We start from the raw sequence: 20,099 nt of genomic DNA on the forward strand, positions 1-20,099 counted from the left end.
TTGCTATCTCTCCTTTATCCAAATACCACCATCAGCCTTCGTAGCGAGCAATTGGGTTGTCTCCGCTAACTGACAGTCAATATCGCGATCCTTTAAACTGATTTTAACAGGTTCTCCTTGATAAAAGAGCGTAAATTTTAGTTCTTTTATTTTCTGTGGCAAATGATTCGCTAATCGCAGGCCTTGATCGTAATACAACCCTGCAAAACCGTAAATCAAGCTCAGCCAACTTCCCCCCATATTTGCTGCGTGAATGCCATCGACAACATTTTTTTGGAGATCCGTTAAATCCATCAAAGCCGTATCCATAAAATAACGATAGGCTTTTTCAGAATCCCCAATTCGACTCGCCATCACGCTAAAAATAGAACGAGACAAGGAGGAATCATGCGTCGTCACTTGTTCGTAATAGTCATAATCTTTTTTTAATTGCTCAAGACTGAAGTCTCCTGTATAGAGCATTTGGGCTAAAACCGTATCGGCTTGCTTACAGACTTGATGTTTGTAGATGACCATTGGATGATAATGCAGCAGGAGAGGATACTTTTCAGCAGGTGTAGTTTCAAATGGCCAGACTGCTTGTTCTAAGAATCCATCGTCTTGCTTCGTAATCCCTCGCTGTTCATCGTAACCAAAGTACATTAAGTCGGCTGCTTGCTGCCAAGCACTAATTGTTTCTTGGTATTTACCATACCGCTGTGCTAACTCAATGGCATAATATAGATTATTTTGAACCATTTTATTCGTATAAAAATTATTATTAACAAGGGCACTGTACTCATCAGGTCCAGTCACTCCATTGATGCAAAAGGCAAGTTTGCCCTCTTTTTCTACTAGATCGCCATAGCTCAACCAGAATTTCGCCGTTTCAAAAACAACTTCACTGCCAACCGTTTCGATGAATGCCTGGTCGCCAGTCACTCGTTCATACAATTGGAATGCATAAACGATATCCGCATTGATATGGACTTGGGCAGTTCCCGCTGGATAATAAGCACTCGTCTCATTTCCATCAATTGTTCGCCAAGCAAACAAAGCACCCTCTTGGCTTAGCTCCTGCGCCCGTTGTTTGGCTTGCGGCAAGATCTTCCCGCGATAGGAAAGCAATGCCTTGGCTATTTCAGGGTTCGTGAAAATAAAAAATGGCAACAGATACATTTCCGTATCCCAGAAGTAATGCCCTTCATATCCCTCGCCAGTCAATCCTTTGGCTGCGAAATTTGTTCTGCCGTCTCGCCCCGCACCTTGATTCAAATGAAACAAATTGAACCGAATGCCTTTTTGAAGAACTGGATCTCCTTCGATTTGGATATCACTTGCCGCCCAAAATTGCTGATAACTTTGTTGCTGCTCTTGCAAGAGAACTTCAAAATCGGCTAACTCTTGGTTAAAAGGTGTTTCGTGATTTTGATTATCTTCAAGTAGTTTCATTTGGAAAACCGTCGTAAGCGTTTCCTCTGCTTGTACTTGCTTTTCGCCATTGATCACTCGAATTGCTATACTTCGTTGACTATTTTCAGCAGTCCAAATCGCATAATCCTGATAATCAGCTTTTCGTAAGTGATGTGCTTTACTAGCAACCCGAGGATCATCTGTTTGAACAATTGCTGCTTTTTGTTCTAACGGATGTGTTATGGAAATTGGCTCTGAGAAATTGGTGTTCTTAATTTGATACTGACAGACGTAAAGTTCACTTCGTGTCACAGAGGCAAACGACTGCATCACCAATTCAAAAGTTTTACCTAGTGGCGTTACTACTTTATAGGATTCATCCAACACGCCTTTTTCCAAATCCAAAGTCATTTGTATAGGCTTTACTTGCCATTCTGAAGCACTAGAGTCCTCGTCACCAATCTGTAAACGTACGCCTCTTAGATTCGGCAGCTTGATGATCGTCTGATGCTCTTTGGCATAGCCGTATGCCCATTCACCATATTGGATCGTCTCACTATCAAAAAAACCATTAACAAAGGAGCCTGGGTTTCCCTCGTAAAGCTCATTGACTTTTAAGGGGTGACCTGCACGCACGCCAATTTGACCATTGCCAACTGCAAACAATGTTTCTAAGTATTCAGGGGTTTGATGAGAAAGTTCCTGTGCTCTTACTTTAAATGAATCATTTTTCGCCATCCATTCGCACTCCTTGTAAGAAATATTTGTTGAACAGCAAGTAAATGATCACAATGGGAATGATCGTGATCACACTTGCCGCCATCGTCTGATCCCATCGTACACCACCATTTCGACTTTGGAAAGTCTGCAACCCTAGAGTCAAAGTATATTTACTTGGCGTGGTCAAATAGAGCATTGGTTTCATGAATTCATTCCAAAAGCCCATAAAAATAAAGACAGCTTGTGTTGCGATGGATGGTTTTGCTAATGGCATCACGATACGAAAGAATGTTTGAAATCTGCCGAGACCATCGATTGCCGCAGCTTCTTCCACATCTTTTGGAAAAGATAAAAAGAATTGACGCATCATAAAGATATTCCCGATGTTGATCGCAGCTGGTAAAATCAATGCTGAAAAACTATCTAACATTCCTAGATTCATCAAGATTAAGTAATTTGGAATCAACAAAACCTGAGCTGGCACCATCATCAATGCCAAAAACCCATAGTAAATTCGTTCACGCCCCGGAAAATTTAATCTTGCTAAGGCATAACCTGCCATCGTATTTAATAAAATATTGATGGTCGTTCCAATAACGGATATAATCACGGAGTTTAGAAACCAGCGCATAAACAAAGAAGAGCGCCCCAAGACATATCGAAAATTGTCTAAAGTAAACTCATTGGGGATCAAACTCATATCCCCAGAAACAATTTCTCTATAGGGTTTGAAAGATGCAGCAATTGCCCAGACAAAAGGATAAAAGGTCAGTACTGCATAAAGAATCAAGATCGTATAAAGCAAGATCTTTAAAATTTTTGTTTTCTCTTTTCCTCTCACGGACGTTACCCTCTTTCTTTGTTCAATTTTTCTGCTAAAAGTGACGTGATAAAGATAAGAATTGCTAAAACGATCGCTAATGCTGCCGCATACCCCATCGTGTTCATTTGTCCAAAGGCGTATTGGTAAATCATTAGTGACAAGGTCAGAGTCGAATTGTTGGGTCCCCCTGATCCGTTCGAGAAGATATACGCCTGGTCAAACATCTGAAAGGTACCAATGATCCCCGTCAGCAGTACATAGGTAGTGATTGGGCGTAGATAAGGAATCGTGATATACCGTAATTTATCCACGGTTGTCGCACCATCGATCTCTGCTGCTTCGTACAAAGAATGAGGCAGATCAACTAAAGAAGCCAAATAGATCGTCATATAATAAGGCACGGTCGACCAGATATTCATTACCATAATCACTTTCAACGCATAGGCCGGTTCTTGTAAAAAATTGATTGGTTCTGAGTAAAATCCTAAATTCATAAATAAGTCATTGACTGGACCGTAAATATTAAAAATAAACATAAAGATGATCGTCAATGCTGAACTAGAAGTTAAAGTTGGCAAAAAATAAACCATCCGAAACAGTTTCTTCCCCTTGATTCCTTTGCTGCTTAAAATATACGCGATAATCAAAGCAAAAATCGTTTGTAACGGAACGACGACCAAGGCAAACGTGGCCGTATTTCTAAGAGCGATTCGCGCTTTTTGATCGGTGAAGATACGTAAATAGTTTTCTATCCCTTTAAAAGAAAATGTATTGGTAAACAAATTGACGTCGTTGAAAGATAGATAAAAAGCAAAGAGAACAGCTAAGACGAAAAAGATTCCTACGACAATGATTGCTGGAGCCAGAAAGAGCCAAGCTTGTCGGATTTCTTGCCATTGGCTTTTTGTATAGTTAGTTTTTTTTCGTTCCATCATGTTGTCACCTTTCCCAAAAGAAAAGAGAGAGGAGTTCCTCTCCCTCGTTCAAATTCAGACTAATTTGCTGTAATATCTGCGTTCGCTTGTTCATCAGCAGCTTCCATTGCTTCTTCAAAGGTCATGTTTCCATTTAAAGCATTTGGTAAAAAGTTTTGATAGGCTTTGTTGATCGTATCTAAAGTGGTGCCCTTTTGCCAAATCGTTGCATAATCCCAAGCCTCTAGGTGAACATTCAAGTCACTGTTTTCTGTGATTTTGGCCGCATCTGCTACATCTTGACGACTAGGTAATGTCCCGGTTCCTTCAACCCATGCTTGCATACCGCTTTGACCAGTAGCGTGTTGAATCCATTTATCTGCCAAGGCACTTTTTTCGGTCCCAACATATTTTCCCCAACCGACAGAAAACATCATTGACCCTTCCGTTCCTTTATACGTTGGCATTTCTTTTACAACAAAAGGAATATCAGGAAATTCTGTCTTAAGTGTCTCATACACCCAGTTTCCTTCATCCATGATCGCAATTTTTCCAGAACCAAAAGCTTCGCCGTTCCAACCTGTTCCGATATCTTGCGGTGTAACAGCTGCTTTCGTATCGACCAACTCTTTTAAAATCGAAAGATTATCAACTACTGCTGGATCAGCCAAATTAGCCGTCCCATCTTCATTGATTGGTTGAGCATTTTCCCGCGTTGCAAGATGATAGTTGCGAGCCATATCTTGGTTATAGCTCATGGCAAAAACATTTCCGTCACCATACGCCTCATTGATTTTTTCTTGGAACGACGGCAGCCACTCAACATACGCTTCAAGTGTGTCTGGCACTTCATCGATCGACACACCCGCTTCTTCAAAAATCGCTGTATTGAAATAGAGTGCTAAAGTTGACATATCTTTGGGAACAGCCTGCAGTTGTCCATCCGAAGTCGTAAAAGCATCGATCAAGCTATCATAAAACTGCTCACTTTCAAAATTAGCCGGATCCAGCTCTGCAAGTGTGCCATTCTCTGAGAACCATGGGAACATATAGGCATCCACGTAAAAGACATCTGGTGCCGTTCTACCAGCCATGTCAGCTTGAATTTGGGTATTATAATCGGTATATACTTTCTTTTCAACTGTTGCACCCGTTGCTTCTTCAAAAGATTGGATCATCTCATCCAACGATTTTTCTTCTGCCTCGTTGCCACCCCAAACACCGATCGTTAACGAATCCCCCGTGAAATCCGTCTGATCTGTCGAACTACTGGTGTCTTCGTTTCCCCCACAAGCTGCCAGCACCACTGCTCCAGACAATAGAAGCCCTGTTCCTACTACTTTTTTCCATCCAGTCATTTTATTTCCCCCTAAAAAGTGATTTTGATTTGTTCTTCAAGCAGATAAACCTTATCAAAAGCGATAAACTCAATCGCTTGCTCCCCATGGTTGGTGACCGTAAAACCTTCCTGTGTGACCTCAATCTTTAATGGCTGTTGGTGCCACATAATACCAAATTCAAGTGCTTCCCAAGCCTTTGGTAAATGTGGTTCGATTCTTAACTGGCCGTCTAAACAACGGATACCACCATAGCCGAAGACCGTCATTTGCCAAATACCGCCGAGTGATGCTGCATGAATCCCTTCATTGGAAGACAGCATATTTTCTCCCATATCAATGTTGATTGCTTGTTGAAACAAATCATAAGAAAGTGCTACTTCCCCTAAATCAGCAGCGAGGATGGCATGTGTCGATAAGGATAAGGAAGAATCATGCAACGTTTTCGGCTCATAGTAATCCCAATTCAACCGTTTCTCTTCTTTTGGAAAAAGGTTCTCAAATAAGAACAAGAGCAAAAGAACATCCGCTTGTTTCGAAACTTGCATCTCGTTGACCTGTTCTAAGTTATACTCATGGAACAGTGTGCCTACTTGCGAATCATTTTTATATTTCGTGAGATCGATCTCTTTTTTCGTCAAATAGGTATCATCTTGCGGGATGATTCCCGCTTCATTTGGTTGCGGTAAATAAATAGCAGCTACTTTTGCTTGCCATTCTTGATAAGCTTCATTTAATGGTAATTTTTCAGCTAGTTTCGTAAATTGTTCTGGCTGGTTCTTTTTCAACTCTTCATACAATGAAATAGCTAATTGAATGTTCCAGTGCGCAGTATGATTCGTGAAAGCATTATTATCGACATGCTCCTTATATTCATCTGGTCCGACTACGTCTAAAATTTCAAAGCGCTGGTTTTCTTCGGACCACTCTAAACGACTCGCCCAGAAGATCGCCGTATCAAAAATCACTTCATAGCCTTTTTCCCATGCAAATTGTTGATCATTCGTTACATCAATAAATTGTTTGATGCCGTAGGTGACATCGCTGGTAATATGCTGTTCAATAAATCCTGACCAAATTTTCGTTGGTAAGCCCGTAAGGATATCCGCAGCGCCCCAAACTGGCGTAGTCTCACCATCTTCAGGCCAAGCAGCTTCCCACGGAAATTGGGCGCCTTGATAGCCGTTATCAGTAGCTTTTTTATGGGCACCAGCCAAACCTAAATAGCGATAAGTCACTAATTTTTTGGCGATTTCTGGGTGTGTGAAGGTAAAATATGGCAGCATAAAAATCTCTGTATCCCAAAAGGTATGTCCTTTGTACCCTTCCCCAGATAGGCCTTTGGCACCTATGTTCATGCGTTCGTCATGGGCTGGTGTCATCACATGTAGATGATATTTTGCAAAATGAATCGCTAATTGATCTAGTGTGTTCTCTGTCTTGATTTTGATTGGAAAGACGGACCAGACTTCTTTGTCCCATGCCGCTGCTGAAGCTTTTGCTAATTCCTGATAGCCGTTTTTGCGAATCTCTTTCAGCTCTTCAAGGGCAATCTTCTTCAAATCTTGTGGTGTCTTTCCTAAATGCTCTTTATCGATCGTGGTATAAACAGAAGAAAACTTCTCAAGCTTCAACGTCTCATTAGGTGCCAAGGTTTGCCAGTAACGATTGTAGATTTTCCGTCTTCCCATCTCGATCCGCTTCTTGGTTCCATCATAGCAATCTTCTGTTTTTTCTAGATTATGTGCTGTCGAAAGAACAAAGGCGATCTTAGATTGAGTGGTCTTTGGCATCATTTGTAAGAAACGATTTTCTGTTAATGATTTGTCACCTTCAGTAAAATGCTGTGAGCCGCTATTTGTCTTTTGTCCGTCAATACCAGAAATAATTTCCAACGTGACTTCTTTTCCTAAATTTTCGACCAGCACTTGTTGCGCAAACACATGCTTTTGGGCAAAGGAAACACATCGCTTAAAGGTCAGTTCGACATTAATCTGACCATGTTTCCATTGAAAGGAGCGCGTGAGTTCCCCAGTTCTCAAATTTAAGACACGTGAATAGTTTGAATATTTGCCTTTTGATAAATCTAATCGTTCGCCATCAAAAAGGAGCTCCATTCCAATCATATCCGGCACATTAGGAAGCTCAGTCACTTCATTTTCGTCGAATTTATTAAAGGTTCCTGCAACAAAAAGATTACGCGTTTCGCCAACATATTTCTCTTCTGTCACAGAGCGCATCCCCAGATACCCGTTGCCCAAACACATGATGGCTTCTGCTTTGCCTAACCATTTTGTATCAAAGGTCTTTTCCGTAATTTTCCAAGGGTCTTCTTTTAAATACTGCATCGCTGTCTCCATTTTTTCCTCCTACTTCTTCAGAAAACGTTTTAGTTTCTTTCAAAAATTTTTTATTTATAAAAATAGTTATTGGACCGAAACAAAAGTACAATCAAGCCCATGAAATAACTACCAATTACTAGGACAATTGCTGCGTTAAGAAACACCCATCCTACGATCAAGTGGAGTGGCGCATAGTAAGCATAATCTCTAATTATTTTTGCGGCTTGGTATTCGTTTCGCCACTTCCAAGCAATAAGACTAGCACTAGCCCAAGCAAAAATAACTAACAAAAGTAGCGCTTGTGTATTGATCTCCAATAAAGGATTCCCTGTTAACAACTCATCGAAGGAGGTTTCGTTCATACTGATCATTCCCCTGTTTCTTATTGAACCCCACTACACTTTGTCCTAAAATGTCGTGTAACGTTTTTTTCGTACCTAGATAGAGGAAGAAAGAACCAGTGAAAAACAACCAACCGATCATTGGTAAAAAGTAGAGCAATTTTGCTACTTCCCTCATTCCTACAGTTAATAAATTACGTTGATTCGTAAAAACAACGAGTTTCGCAAAATGTTTGCCAATCGTTTTCCCCTCAAAACTACTCAAACAAATCATGTTGTAGACCACAAAGAGAAGTTGTGGCAAGACAATCGTTACTCCAGCAGGTACCATTAGGAGATAGCTAAGCATGGTACTTGGTAAAAAAATGATCATGCAATCAATCAAAAATGCTAGCAATCTTAGTAACAGCATATTTGTCCCCCTTTTTTCGAAAACCTTTTCGTTACATCCACATATTACCAGACATCTTTTCTCTATTCAAGCGTTTTCATAAAAAATAATTTTTATTTTTTCCGATTTCCTAATGGAAAATCGCGTAAATACTAAAACGTTTTAGATTGTCTGTTTTTTTGCAAGCGATTTGGTTGGGAACCAGCTTTACTTGTGATACCATGAAGCAAATACGAAAGAAGGCGATTTCTTGGATTTATGGCTTACAAATGTACAACTTGAGACGAGTTATTTAAAAGAAGGCGATTGGTCTTATGGAACCAAAACAGAAAATACAGCAATCGGGATCAATGATGGAAAAATAGCGGAGATCGTGCCGATGACCGAATGGCAGGCATCAAGCGAAGCGACGATCATTGATGGGGGAAATCAGTTATTGTTGCCAGGATTGATCGAAAAACATTGTCATTTGGACAAAAGTAAATTAGGTACTCCTTGGCGTCCAGTAACGCCGGCAGCTAGCTTGGTGGAACGATTTGAAACTGAGATTCCCCAATTAGATTCCTTGCCGTTATCGATCAAAGAACGCGGACAAGCGCTGATCGATTTAGAACTGCCTCATGGTGCGGTGATGTTCCGCTCACATATTGATATTGAACCAATGACTCAGCTGCGTTATTTTGATGCGATTACCGAATTAGTTGCCGAACAACCTTTTGGCTCGGAGTTGGTCTTATTCCCACAACATGGCTTATTGCGCTCAAATGCTGCTTCTTTGATTGAAGAAGCCTTAGCAACGGGCAAAGCATCTTTTATTGGCGGTGTTGATCCTTATACACTCGATCAAGATTACCAGGCTTCCTTACGGACAACTTTTGAACTTGCTCAAAAAGGACATGTCGGGATTGACCTCCATCTTCACGATCGGCAAGAAGCTGGCAGAACGACCGTCAAAGAAATGATTCGTTTGACGAAGGAATTCAATATGCAAGGAAATGTGGCGATCAGTCACGCCTTTGGTCTAAATGACTTTGAAGGCACAGAACGCAAAGAAGTCTTTCAAGCCTTAGCAGATTTAGAGATCCACATCATTTCAAGTATTCCCATCAGCCCTGGCACGATTCCACCGCTTAAGGAATTGCAAAGCTATGGCGTTGCTGTTCATATTGGTTGCGACAACGTCTATGATTCTTGGTCTTCTCTAGGAGATGGTTCTTTACAAGAAAAACTGGCCCGCTATTTAGAGATTTTTGCCGTCAAAAGTCAGGAAGACTTGACGCAAGCATTAGGTTTAGTCACGGATGGCAAAGTCCCATTGGATAAAAACGGTGCGCAGCAATGGCCTAAGGTTGGTGATTCGGCTGATTTCTTACTGACACCAGCTACTTGTACGGCAGAATTCGTTGCCCGTAAAGGCTTCGTCAGCAAAAGCTTTTATCAAGGAACAGTTGTTTTCACCGCATAAATCTTACCTATATAAAAGGCATCTGCGCTTCTTTTTAGAGGCGCAGATGCCTTTTTTCAGGAATAGTCGTTTGCTAATTGTACATAGCCTTTCAAACCTCTTGCGCTAAGAAAATACGAAAAGACGATCATTCTTCAGTTTTCACTATCTATATGTCCTCTCCAAATTACCTATGAAACTTCGCGCGATACTTTGTGATCAGATGTTTAGGATTCATTACCTTTCTCTCTAAAATGATACGATTTAGTGTAACCAAACGTGTTAAAATGATCAATGCCTGTGCAATATAGTGAGTCATAAACTGCCAGACCTAGTTATTTTCCGAAAGAAACTTCCCCTTTTCTTCCGTGCGTACTTCGATAGTCAGTCCAGCAGAAAGTCCGCCAAGCAGTCTTTATGATACCTTATAGTTATCTTTTCGGTTCCGTTATAGGTAAATATCTGCACCGCTTTTTTCAGCGTCTTCTTTCATTTCCCCACACGTTCCAGTATTCATATCTGTTGTTCAAAAAACAGGAAGATTATAAAATCGCATTAATGTCCGCAAAAATCAATATTGTGTCAACCTGGTTTTGGTAATGATAAAATATGCTCCTAATCATCAGCCGCTTTATTCGCATTACCAGGTATCAAACTGTGCACTCTTAGAGTGACCAATGAATAGTGATTAAAAAGCAAACAATTTTCTTTGTTTATTTTTATGGATCGATTATCTTTGCTCTTTTGAAACAATTATTTTTCTAGTTATCCAGCAAAACCACAATTGACTTTTGTATGACCTAGATTGATTCCAAAACTCATTTATTTTTCTACCTTAAAATCAAAATAGTCCATTACTAATTCACAATACATCATATTTGCCCAAGAAAACCATTCTCGGGTGTAATCACTTGGATCATCAACATTGATTCCTTCATGCATCAGCTTTGTACCAGCGTCGATAGCCGTTAATCGATCAAGGATACTGGCTTTTTCTGTTTTGTCTTTCGTTGTTAATCCCGTCATAGCCATTGCGATCGGCCATACGAAGTTCTCAGGTGTATGGGATGAGCCAATGCCGCTTGCATACTTTCCTTCATAAAAATAAGGATTTTCTCGACTAAGGAGTGTTCTTCTAGTCGCTAAATAGATTGGATCTTCCATTGAACCGTACCCCAGATAAGGTGCTGAAATCAAATTTGGTACATTGCTGTCATCCATGATCACTGCATTGCCAAATCCGTCTACTTCATAAGCGTAAACTGTCTCTCCTTTTTCATTTGTCGTGTAGGCGTATTTGTCAATCCCTGCTTGGATCTCCTCACGCAGAGTTGAAGCAGAATCTGCGATTTCAGGTTCTTCTAAAATAGTGGTAAAAATGAACTTCAAGTAATCAAGAATCACAACAGCAAACATATTGGCAGGAATCAAATAACCATACCGGCATGCATCATCACTAGGTCTAAATCCCGACCAAGTCATTCCCGTCTTAGCAACTGGCGTTCCTTTGCCCCCATTTGTCAGTGTATCTTCTTGTCTCACAGTGTCACGTGTAAAACGATAGGTAGATTGCTCATGATCTTGTTCAATGCGAAATACATCGATGATCATCTTCGCTCCTTTGACAAAGGCAGCATCAAAATGATCGGTACGTCCCGTATTTTCATAAAGTAAATACGCCAATTGCACAGGATAGCACAGAGAGTCAACCTCGTATTTTCGTTCCCAGATCCAGCCATTCATCCTCGTATCATCCTCTTGATGCCCGGCAAAGTTTTCCGTTTCATTAAAAGCATTGGCATAAGGATCAATAGCGATAAACGTAAATTGTTTTTTTACTAGACCCGCAATCATATCAGCCAACCCCTGGTCTTTTTTTGCAAGGTAAAGATAAGGACGGACTTGTGCTGTTGAATCCCGCAGCCACATCGCGGGTATATCTCCAGTCAACACAAAGGTACTGCCATCACTCTGCTCTTTTACTGTCGTGAGGACGGTATTGGCAAACGCGGCCTGAAAATTTTCTGCCCACTTGGAGTGCTCTACTCCGCATAGCTCGGTGATTTCTTCCATAAATTCTTTCACAACAGTTGGTACTTTTTGATAGGGCATTCTTTCCACCTCTTGAAAAGAAAAACTGGTTTCCCAGTTTTTCTAAAATTTTTCTATTGCCGCGGCTGCTTCCAATGCCATGACCCCCGATAATTGATCTGATAAATAAACACTTTCAGGCAATTCCTCCACAAGCCAATCTCGATAAGTCAGCAAATGCTGCTCCTTTGTACTATGCTGTAAGAGTAGTTCACAGCTGGAAATAACAAAATGTTTAATGAAGGAAGCATCCAATCCAAATTGTTGCGCTTTTTCAAACAATAATTTTAAGTATCGGTATTCGATTCCCTTAAATAATCCGATATCTCCTCCATCTCCTTGGTCATCGAACACACCACTTGCTCCAATTGTTTCAATGGACGTTTTTGCACAATGCAGTGCTTCTTCTAAATAAGCGGGATCCTTCGTTACATGAAAAAACTCGATCATAGCGCCAATATACACTCCTTGATTATAGGTAAATTGCCATTGAACATCGACTTTTCCATCACCATTTCGATTGATACCATCTTCTACAAATTTTGTTTCAGGATTCACTAAGTGCTCTCTCATCCACTTGAGCGTCTCATGACTAGTGTTCAAATAGCGTTCATCTGCCTCTATTTGATACAGTCTTAGGGCTAAAATCATAATCGGTGCGTTTACCGGAGTATTTTTATAATCAAGCTGTGTTCTTTTCCACGCAAAACCGCCGTTCATGTGATCATTCCAGGCCGTATCAAAAATATCGAGACAGACTTCCCGCGCATCTTCTAAATATTCCTGTTTTTGAGTCAATTCATACAAGCGTAGGCCGGCTAAAGCGTTCCAAAGCATGTCATCATAGTATTCATGAAGCAGTGTTCCTTGATTTCGCTGTTTATTATAGCGGTAAGTCTCTTCCGCAGCTTGCAAATACTGTTCTTTCTTTGTTCTCAAATAAGCATCAATGCGGACATCGACTAAATGAGCGATCCACCAATAGTTGAAAACAGTGTTTTCTTCCACACTTCTTAATGGATACACATTGTTTACAAATTGCTCTGGTGTTTCTGCTTTGTAGAAATAGTCAATACTTTCCTGAGCAAGCTCCGCATAGTTGTTAAAATCGGTCATTCTCCTGATCCTTCTTTCAAAATTTTATCACCTTGCTGTTGGGCATTTTCAAGGGCTTTTTGTGCACTGATTTTTCCAGAAAAGACATTTTCTAACTGTGGAATCAATGCGAGTCTCTCAACATCAGAATAACCAGTCACAGTTGGACGGACTTTAGCAAAATCCATCGTTTCCACAAAAGCTTTATATTTTTCATTTTCCGTAAAGTAAGGATCTTGCGCTGCCTCGATATTTGCTGGCAACCACGTTGAGATTTTAGCAAATTCAACACCGACATCTGGATTTGTAGTCCACCATTTAATAAAGTCCCATGCAGCCTCTTGATTTTTAGCAGTTTTCGGAATCACTAATCCGAATCCTCCAGTCAATGCGCCTTTATCACCATTTGGACCTGTCATCGGCGGTACGATACCGTATTCCAATCCATCTACTTTATCATAGTCAGCCAATGCCCAAGGGCCATTATATGCCAAAGCTACTTTTCCTGCGGCAAAGGCATCAGACCCGTCGTTAAACCCTTGTTGATAAACTTTTGCTTCATTCATCAGCTTATCCCAAAAGTCCAAAACTTCCATACCTGCTTCAGAGTTAAACGCTGTTGCAGTATTATCGGTATTCAACATACTACCGCCTGCTTGTTGAAGCCACATATTGAACAAACCGACATCATCTAATGAAAAACCAGCTTGGACAAGCGTATTTCCGTCCCATTTTGTCGTTTTTTCTGCGACATCTAACAATTCATCCCAAGTTGTTGGCGGTTCGACGCCCGCTTCGTCTAATAAAGTTTTATTATAAAAAAGCGAGCGATTATCTACTAAAAGCGGAATCCCGTATTGTTTCTCTTCATACTGCATCTCTTTCACTGTCTCTTCATAAAAAGAAGTCATATCGATATTGTCTTCCGCAATTAAATCATCTAAATCCAACAGCGCATTTTTCTGAGCGTACATCGCCGTATTCACCCGATCCCATAAAATGACATCTGGAATCTCTCCGCCAGCCATACCAGTTAGCAGCTTTTCTTCTACATTGTCTTGTACTTTATAAGCAACCTCATAATTATCCTGACTATCATTGTATTGATCAATCAATTGATTCAGCTGACTAACTTGATCACCACTCCACGATCCCCAAAAGGTAATCGTTTGCTTCTCCCCGTCTGCCTGGTCAGTCTGCACATTGTTGCTGCCACAAGCACCTAACAATGTGATTGCCCCTGCTAACAGCAATCCTTTTAAAACTTTTTTCATTTCATTTCCTCCTCTTTTTTATTTAATTCCAGCATCGGCCATTCCTTGAACATAGTTGCGTTGTGCAAAAATAAATAGGATGAGTACAGGCAATGTTGCTAAAATAGTACCTGCCATCAATGGTCCATAATTAGTATTATAATTGTATTGAAAAGCAGCCAGCCCCACTTGAACAGTTTTCATTTCTTCAGCATTCAAAACGATCATTGGCCACATGAAGGCATTCCATCCTGCTTGAAAAGTCATGATACCTAATGTTGTTAAGGCAGGCTTGGCTAAAGGAAAATAAACATTCCAAAAAATTTTGAACTCAGTGGCTCCATCCATCCGTGCACTTTCACCAAGCTCTCTAGGCAGCTGTTCAAAAAATTGCTTCATGAAGAAAATTGAAAAAGCACCTGCAGCTCCAGGAAGCAAAATCGCCCAATAAGAATTGATCAAACCCAGTCCGCCGGAGCCGACAAGGTTATTTCCACCAGCTAAAGGAAATCCCCGTAAGACGATAAATGTGGGAATCATCGTGACGATTCCTGGCACCATCATCGAAGCTAAAAAAACTAAAAAGATTGGTTTTTTTCCTTTGAATCTCAGTTGTCCAAAAGAATACCCAGCCAATGAACCAAAAAACAGATTCGTTGCGACACCTCCAAGCGCTAAAATCAGCGAATTTTTTAGATAAGTCAGAAACGGCATCGTCTTAAAAACTTCCCGATAGTGATCAAAGGTAAACTGACTTGGTATGATATTCATTGAACCGCTGAGAATCTCACTATCTGATTTGAAGGAAGTTGATATCGTCCATACAAATGGAAGCACTGTTGTTAAACTGACTATAATCACCATGAAATACCAAGAAACTGTTCGAAAAGATTTTATTTTTGTCATAACTTTTCTCCTTTAATTTGTTTCTTTATTTGTCAGACGCATGTTGATCAAAGAGAAAACGAAAATAATCATAAACAGCAGAAATGACAATGCAGAGGCATAGCCCATCTCCAGACCACCAAACCCTTTATTATAGATATAGTAAACGATCGTGATGGTAGAATTTCCCGGACCGCCTTTTGTCAGCATGTATGCTTGATCAAAAACTTGAAATGCACCAATGATCAACTGTGTACTAACCAAAAAAGTAGTTTTAGACAATTGCGGCCAAGTAATGCCGAGAAATTTTTGCCATGAATTTGCTCCCTCAATGTCCGCTGCTTCATATAACGCTGGATTGATTCCTTGAAGCCCTGCCAAGAAAATCATCATATTTCCACCGAAGCTCATCCATACACTCATAATTACGATTGCAGTCATCGCCCAGTTTGAGCTGTATAACCAAGCGGGGCCATTGATTCCAATCAATCCGAGCAATTGATTTAATAACCCAACTTGGGGATTCAATAGCCAATACCAGATGGTTGCGGTAGCAACTGATGAGCATAAAACCGGAAGATAGAAAAACGTTCGAAACAAGCTTGTAGTTTTCATTTTTCGATTGAGGAGTATTGCGGCTCCTAAAGAAACGATCAATCCTAACGGAACATATAGAAAGGTATATACAATTGTGTTTTTTAAGGAAATAAAGAAAAATTCATCTTGAAAAATTCTAGTAAAATTTCTAAACCCAACCCAATTGGGACTCTCTATAATATTGTAATCCGTAAAGCTGTAATAAAGCGCCATGATAATTGGAACAATTGCAAACACAACAAGTAAGAAAACCGGCACCAATATAAACCAATAAGCAATATTTTGCTGTTCATTTATCCCGCGTTTGTTCTTCTTCACGATTTCCATCAAGCAACCCCCTTATTCAATATAACATTAAACAGATTTAATATATTCATTAACTTTACAATCGAATTATATATAATAGTTTTGACAATGTCAACGGTTTCATAAATATTTAATCGAATAAACCGCTTGCTTTATCAATATAATATATTTAATATATAGATAAATGCGATTATTAAAGAAATGGAGGCGTGAAAATGAGTAAGCCATTGTACCAAGTCATTTATGAAGAATTAAAACAACAAATTGAATCAGGAGTCGTCTCCTTGAACGAGACATTACCGACAGAAAAAGAACTATCAACATCCTACAAAGTAAGTACCATCACAGTAAAAAAAGCCCTTGATCTTCTAAAGGAAGAGGGCTACATTCTCCGAAAGCCTCGAAAGGGCTCAGTTGTTGTCAATAACAAAAAAACAGATATTTCGCCTAAGAAGCTGATCGTTGGATTGATCATCACAAATTTTACTGACTTTTTTGGCGCACAAATTCTTCGTTCTATCTTAAAAACGAATGAAGAAGCAATACATTTTATTGTAAAAATAAGTTATGGCGATCCTGAAACAGAAAACAGATTGATTCAAGAACTCGTTGAGATGGGAATTCAAGGGCTCATCTTATTGCCTACTTCCTCAGAATATACTTCTCCTAAAATTCTTGAACTAATTTCGAAGAATTTTCCAATTGTGGTTATTGATCGTTTGATGGCGAACTTACCGATATGTAGCGTTCAAACCGACAGTTTTTCAGCAGCCAAAGAACTGACTAGTTATTTATTTGCCAAGGGACATGAAAAACTCGGATTGATTACTTCTGACAGCAGCGTCTCAACGATTGACGAACGTGTCAATGGTTTTTTAGCGGCGCATGTCGATGAGAATCGGGCAGTCAGTCAAAATCAAATTTTATCAATGATCGATTCTGTCGTTCCAAATTCTTCTCGCAGTATTGAAGACGATGTAAAGTTGATTGTCAGTTTTTTGGAAGAAAACACCCAAATCACTGCTCTTTTTACGACTGAATATAATATTGCACTCCTTGCAAAAAGTGCGATCGAAAAAATCGGCAAACGAGTGCCCCAAGACTACTCCGTCGTCTGCTTTGATCACCCAACAGTAAATATTTTTGATCTGAATGCTTTCGTTTTTACCCATATCAAACAAAATCAGACAGCCATTGGTCAGAAGGCGGTTGAAGTCTTGTTGCAAAAAATTGCTGATCCTGAAGCAATTGAAAAAATCAATTTAGGGTACCGTTTAATTGAAGGAGACTCAGTGGTGTCCAAAACACATTAACTTCAAAAAAACTTCTGATCAAGAATCACACTTGATCAGAAGTTTTTTCTAATTCTCCGCTTGCTGCTTCATAAACTCTTCTATTTCACTTTTTAGTGGCATTCCTGTTTGAGCCCCCAGCTTTTGAACGGACAGACTAGCTCCATTATTCGCCATAGAAACGGCTTCATAAAAATCGGCTCCTTCCCCTAAAGCTGCTGCCAAGATGCCATTAAAGGTATCCCCTGCACCGGTAGTGTCTACAACTGAAACTTTGTTCGATGGAATCGTCACAACTTGTGACTTTTCTACAAATGTTACCCCTTTGCTTCCTCGTGTGACAACGATTCGCGTGGCATATTTTTTTTGCCAATCAGCAATGACCTGCTCAATTTCGTCTTCCAAAATGGCCTCTTTACCGATCAAAGCGGCAAATTCCGTTTCATTTGGTGTCAAAATATCAATATACGGCAGGAGTTCCGGTACGATTTCATTGTAAGGAGCAGGATTCAAAATCGTTAGAACTCCTTTTTTCTTGGCAAGAATCAATGCTTGTTTGATTGTTTCCACAGGAATTTCCAGTTGAGTAAGTAAGATATCCCCTTGTGAAAGTTCACTGATTGTTTGCTGAACGTAGGCTTCATCGATCAGTCCATTCGCACCGGGGACGACAGTGATACAATTATCCTCTGCTAATTTAAAAATACTCGCAATTCCTGTGAACATATTTTTTTCACGGGAAACAGCCGATAAATCGAGAGCTTCTCTGCTGAGGTGCTGAAGAACCTTTTCCCCAAAAGTATCTTCCCCGATTTTCCCTAAAAATTTTGTTGATGCACCGTAACGAGAAGCTGCCACTGCTTGATTTGCTCCTTTGCCCCCGACAAAATAATCAATTTGCTCCCCAATGATCGTTTCGCCGATCCTCGGCATTCGTGTTGTCGTGATCACGATATCCATGTTCACACTACCTAAAATCGTTATCTTACTCAAAAAATCACCTATTTCTCTTGAATATATAAAAAGGACCAAAAGCTTCCCGACCCTCAATGGTCGTTTCACCAACCTTTAAAAACCCTGTTTTTACAAATAATCGCTGCATGGGCAGATTGGTATGATTTGTGATTGAAAGAAGTGTTTCCCCTTCATCACACTGTTGTTCCAAACAGCTTCTGATCCACTGGCAGCCAAAGCCTTGCCCCGCTTGAGATGGTCTCGCAACGAGTCGCTGAATCGTTCTTATCCCATGATATTCTTTGCTACAATTTGACAATGAGTCAACTGACAAAACACCGGCACTTACAATGTTTTTATTTTCATCCTTCAACACAAACAGTTCCTTTTTCTCGATATCCTTCGCTAAGATTTCTAGGGAGGGATAAGTATCAGTCCACTGGTAGATTTTCCTTCTATTCATCTGCTGCTTTGCTTCGATGAACAGTTGAAAAATCTCTGCTAATTCTTGTCGTGACGCCCTTTGAAGTTCATTCATGACTCTAGTAAGGGAGCAATACCAACGACAAAATGACCACTGCTATAATCCCAACGATCGTTGGAACGCTGGTTCGTTTCAGTAACCGAACAGGGCTGACGTCGATTGAAGAAGACACAATCATAATTACAGCGGCAACTGGTGAGATCGTTCTGCCAAGATTGGCGATCATCTGCATTGGCAAGGCGATCAAAATCCCGTCAATTCCCGCTTTAGCGGCAATATCGGGAATCAGTTCAATCACAGCGTAAAACATCGCCAATCCTCCGCCACTCAAAATACCGAACAATGCGGTTGCGCCGCTGAATATCAATGCCGTTAACACGCCAGCAGATTGAGAATTTTCTACCGCACTCATTAGTGAATCAATCACTCCTAAGCTTTGGATAGCTGTGGTAAATAATGATCCACCCACAACCAACATGACTACTTGACTAAACCCTTGTCCCATTCCTTTGAATAGTTCCACTGCACTTTCTTGCGCGATTTTGAAAGATTTCTTTCTCAAACATTCAATCAGTAATGCGACAAAAAAGGAAATCATCGTTAGGACGAAAATATCCATTGTTACACCTTCTTTGAATATACCGATTATACCAACGATAATGATCAACACCAAAGGAAGGAGTGGTAAAATTGCATAAAATCCAGGAACAGCCGTTTCTTCTGACTTACTTTCAATTTCTTTTAGTTCTACAAAGGCATCTTTGCCTTCTTTTTTATCACAATACGTTTGCCAAAAGTAATGAACAATGGCCATGATCAGCAATGTTGGGATGGAAATTTTCGCATGGTACAGAACATAAGTTAAGATGTTGTAATTCAATGTCTGAGCCGCAATCACATTATCCGCACCTAATGGCGTCGGCATGATCGTGGCAGTCATTGCGATAACTCCGGCTGCTGTTAAGGAAGAGATACCAATCCCTTGAAGCAGTGGATAAAGGATTGCCATCAAAATTATTGCCAAACTAGATGCACTTGGGACGACTAACGACATCAAATTCCCTAATAAGAAAACGATCGGAATAAATAATGCCTTAGACTTGATTTTGGTCATTGGCTGAACCAGGATATTGACAGCTTTTTGATTGGCACCAATGAGATTCATATAACCTGAATATCCGAATAAGATCATGATCACTAGACCAGCAGAACTTACTTGAGAGATGATCGTATCTTTAAGCTTTAAAAAAATATCGAATAAGGCCAAGCCAGTCCCTTCGCCTTCTGGGTAAAGCGGATTTCCTAAAGCAACGGATGCACAAAGCAAGACAAGTGCCCCAATAATCAAAATCAATGCTGGATTATAACTCTTAATAATAAAATATCCGACGATCCCCAAAACAACGAGTACTAAAATCGCTTCTATCATTTCTTTCCC

The 20,099-nt window shown here is 40.2% G+C and carries 17 protein-coding genes; 2 read left to right on the forward strand and 15 right to left on the reverse strand.

The window, feature by feature from the left end; translation table 11 throughout:
• Window positions 1-3: 3 nt before the first annotated feature.
• The 7 genes from IGJ01_RS13525 to IGJ01_RS13555 all read right to left on the reverse strand — a co-directional run bounded on the left by IGJ01_RS13525 (window position 4) and on the right by IGJ01_RS13555 (window position 8,281).
• Window positions 4-2,130, reverse strand: a complete 2,127-nt coding sequence (locus IGJ01_RS13525) for a glycoside hydrolase family 65 protein (RefSeq protein ID WP_430601171.1) — start codon at window positions 2,128-2,130, stop codon at window positions 4-6.
• On the reverse strand, window positions 2,117-2,953 hold the full coding sequence (locus tag IGJ01_RS13530; protein WP_016612747.1) for a carbohydrate ABC transporter permease: 837 nt from the start codon (window positions 2,951-2,953) through the stop codon (window positions 2,117-2,119). Before IGJ01_RS13530 ends, IGJ01_RS13525 begins: the two co-directional genes overlap by 14 nt.
• A gap of 5 nt (window positions 2,954-2,958) precedes the next feature.
• Entirely contained in the window at window positions 2,959-3,867 is a 909-nt protein-coding gene (locus IGJ01_RS13535) for a carbohydrate ABC transporter permease (protein WP_430601172.1), read from the reverse strand.
• A 62-nt stretch (window positions 3,868-3,929) separates the two neighbouring features.
• A complete protein-coding gene (locus tag IGJ01_RS13540) occupies window positions 3,930-5,207 on the reverse strand; it encodes a sugar ABC transporter substrate-binding protein (RefSeq protein ID WP_005234084.1) in 1,278 nt (425 codons plus the stop codon).
• A gap of 11 nt (window positions 5,208-5,218) precedes the next feature.
• On the reverse strand, window positions 5,219-7,546 hold the full coding sequence (locus tag IGJ01_RS13545; RefSeq protein WP_430601173.1) for a glycoside hydrolase family 65 protein: 2,328 nt from the start codon (window positions 7,544-7,546) through the stop codon (window positions 5,219-5,221).
• Window positions 7,547-7,596: 50 nt separating this feature from the next.
• Window positions 7,597-7,890, reverse strand: a complete 294-nt coding sequence (locus IGJ01_RS13550) for a hypothetical protein (RefSeq protein ID WP_005234082.1) — start codon at window positions 7,888-7,890, stop codon at window positions 7,597-7,599.
• The gene (locus IGJ01_RS13555) at window positions 7,868-8,281 is read right to left on the reverse strand and encodes an RDD family protein (RefSeq protein ID WP_005234081.1); all 414 of its coding nucleotides are present in this window, start codon (window positions 8,279-8,281) and stop codon (window positions 7,868-7,870) included. The genes IGJ01_RS13550 and IGJ01_RS13555 overlap by 23 nt, the downstream gene beginning before the upstream one ends.
• A 229-nt stretch (window positions 8,282-8,510) precedes the next feature.
• Between IGJ01_RS13555 and IGJ01_RS13560 the strand changes: the two genes are divergently transcribed.
• Window positions 8,511-9,725 carry an amidohydrolase family protein gene (locus tag IGJ01_RS13560; protein ID WP_016612749.1) on the forward strand — a complete coding sequence of 405 codons (1,215 nt, stop codon included), beginning with the start codon at window positions 8,511-8,513 and terminating at the stop codon, window positions 9,723-9,725.
• Window positions 9,726-10,526: 801 nt separating this feature from the next.
• Here the strand turns inward: IGJ01_RS13560 and IGJ01_RS13565 are convergent.
• The 5 genes from IGJ01_RS13565 to IGJ01_RS13585 are packed head-to-tail and all read right to left on the reverse strand — an operon-like array spanning window position 10,527 to window position 15,952.
• Window positions 10,527-11,816 carry a glycoside hydrolase family 125 protein gene (locus IGJ01_RS13565; RefSeq protein ID WP_016612751.1) on the reverse strand — a complete coding sequence of 430 codons (1,290 nt, stop codon included), beginning with the start codon at window positions 11,814-11,816 and terminating at the stop codon, window positions 10,527-10,529.
• 42 nt (window positions 11,817-11,858) lie between these two features.
• Window positions 11,859-12,911, reverse strand: a complete 1,053-nt coding sequence (locus IGJ01_RS13570) for a glycoside hydrolase family 76 protein (protein WP_016612752.1) — start codon at window positions 12,909-12,911, stop codon at window positions 11,859-11,861.
• Window positions 12,908-14,164, reverse strand: coding sequence for an ABC transporter substrate-binding protein (locus IGJ01_RS13575; RefSeq protein WP_244732381.1), 1,257 nt, complete (start codon window positions 14,162-14,164; stop codon window positions 12,908-12,910). The genes IGJ01_RS13570 and IGJ01_RS13575 overlap by 4 nt, the downstream gene beginning before the upstream one ends.
• An 18-nt stretch (window positions 14,165-14,182) precedes the next feature.
• Complete coding sequence (locus tag IGJ01_RS13580; RefSeq protein ID WP_034872123.1) at window positions 14,183-15,049, reverse strand: carbohydrate ABC transporter permease; 867 nt, start codon at window positions 15,047-15,049, stop codon at window positions 14,183-14,185.
• Between the two features lie 12 nt (window positions 15,050-15,061).
• Window positions 15,062-15,952: a carbohydrate ABC transporter permease gene (locus IGJ01_RS13585; protein ID WP_016612756.1), complete on the reverse strand. Its 891-nt coding sequence runs from the start codon at window positions 15,950-15,952 to the stop codon at window positions 15,062-15,064.
• Between the two features lie 194 nt (window positions 15,953-16,146).
• On the opposite strand from IGJ01_RS13585, the gene IGJ01_RS13590 reads away from it, so the two are divergent.
• Window positions 16,147-17,244, forward strand: coding sequence for a GntR family transcriptional regulator (locus IGJ01_RS13590; protein WP_016612757.1), 1,098 nt, complete (start codon window positions 16,147-16,149; stop codon window positions 17,242-17,244).
• A 48-nt stretch (window positions 17,245-17,292) separates the two neighbouring features.
• Here IGJ01_RS13590 and rbsK read toward each other — a convergent pair whose 3' ends face one another.
• From rbsK to dcuC, 3 genes are read right to left on the reverse strand one after another with little or no spacing between them, the layout of a single operon-like run.
• Window positions 17,293-18,216 (reverse strand): ribokinase, encoded by a 924-nt coding sequence (rbsK, locus tag IGJ01_RS13595; protein WP_280517186.1) that lies wholly within the window; start codon window positions 18,214-18,216, stop codon window positions 17,293-17,295.
• Between the two features lie 4 nt (window positions 18,217-18,220).
• On the reverse strand, window positions 18,221-18,715 hold the full coding sequence (locus tag IGJ01_RS13600) for an acetyltransferase (protein WP_244732383.1): 495 nt from the start codon (window positions 18,713-18,715) through the stop codon (window positions 18,221-18,223).
• 4 nt (window positions 18,716-18,719) lie between these two features.
• Entirely contained in the window at window positions 18,720-20,090 is a 1,371-nt protein-coding gene (gene dcuC, locus IGJ01_RS13605; protein ID WP_005234077.1) for a C4-dicarboxylate transporter DcuC, read from the reverse strand.
• Between the last annotated feature and the right edge of the window lie 9 nt (window positions 20,091-20,099).

This window comes from Enterococcus sp. AZ089 (assembly GCF_050547225.1).
GTDB classification, from domain to species: Bacteria; Bacillota; Bacilli; order Lactobacillales; family Enterococcaceae; genus Enterococcus_D; species Enterococcus_D entomosocium.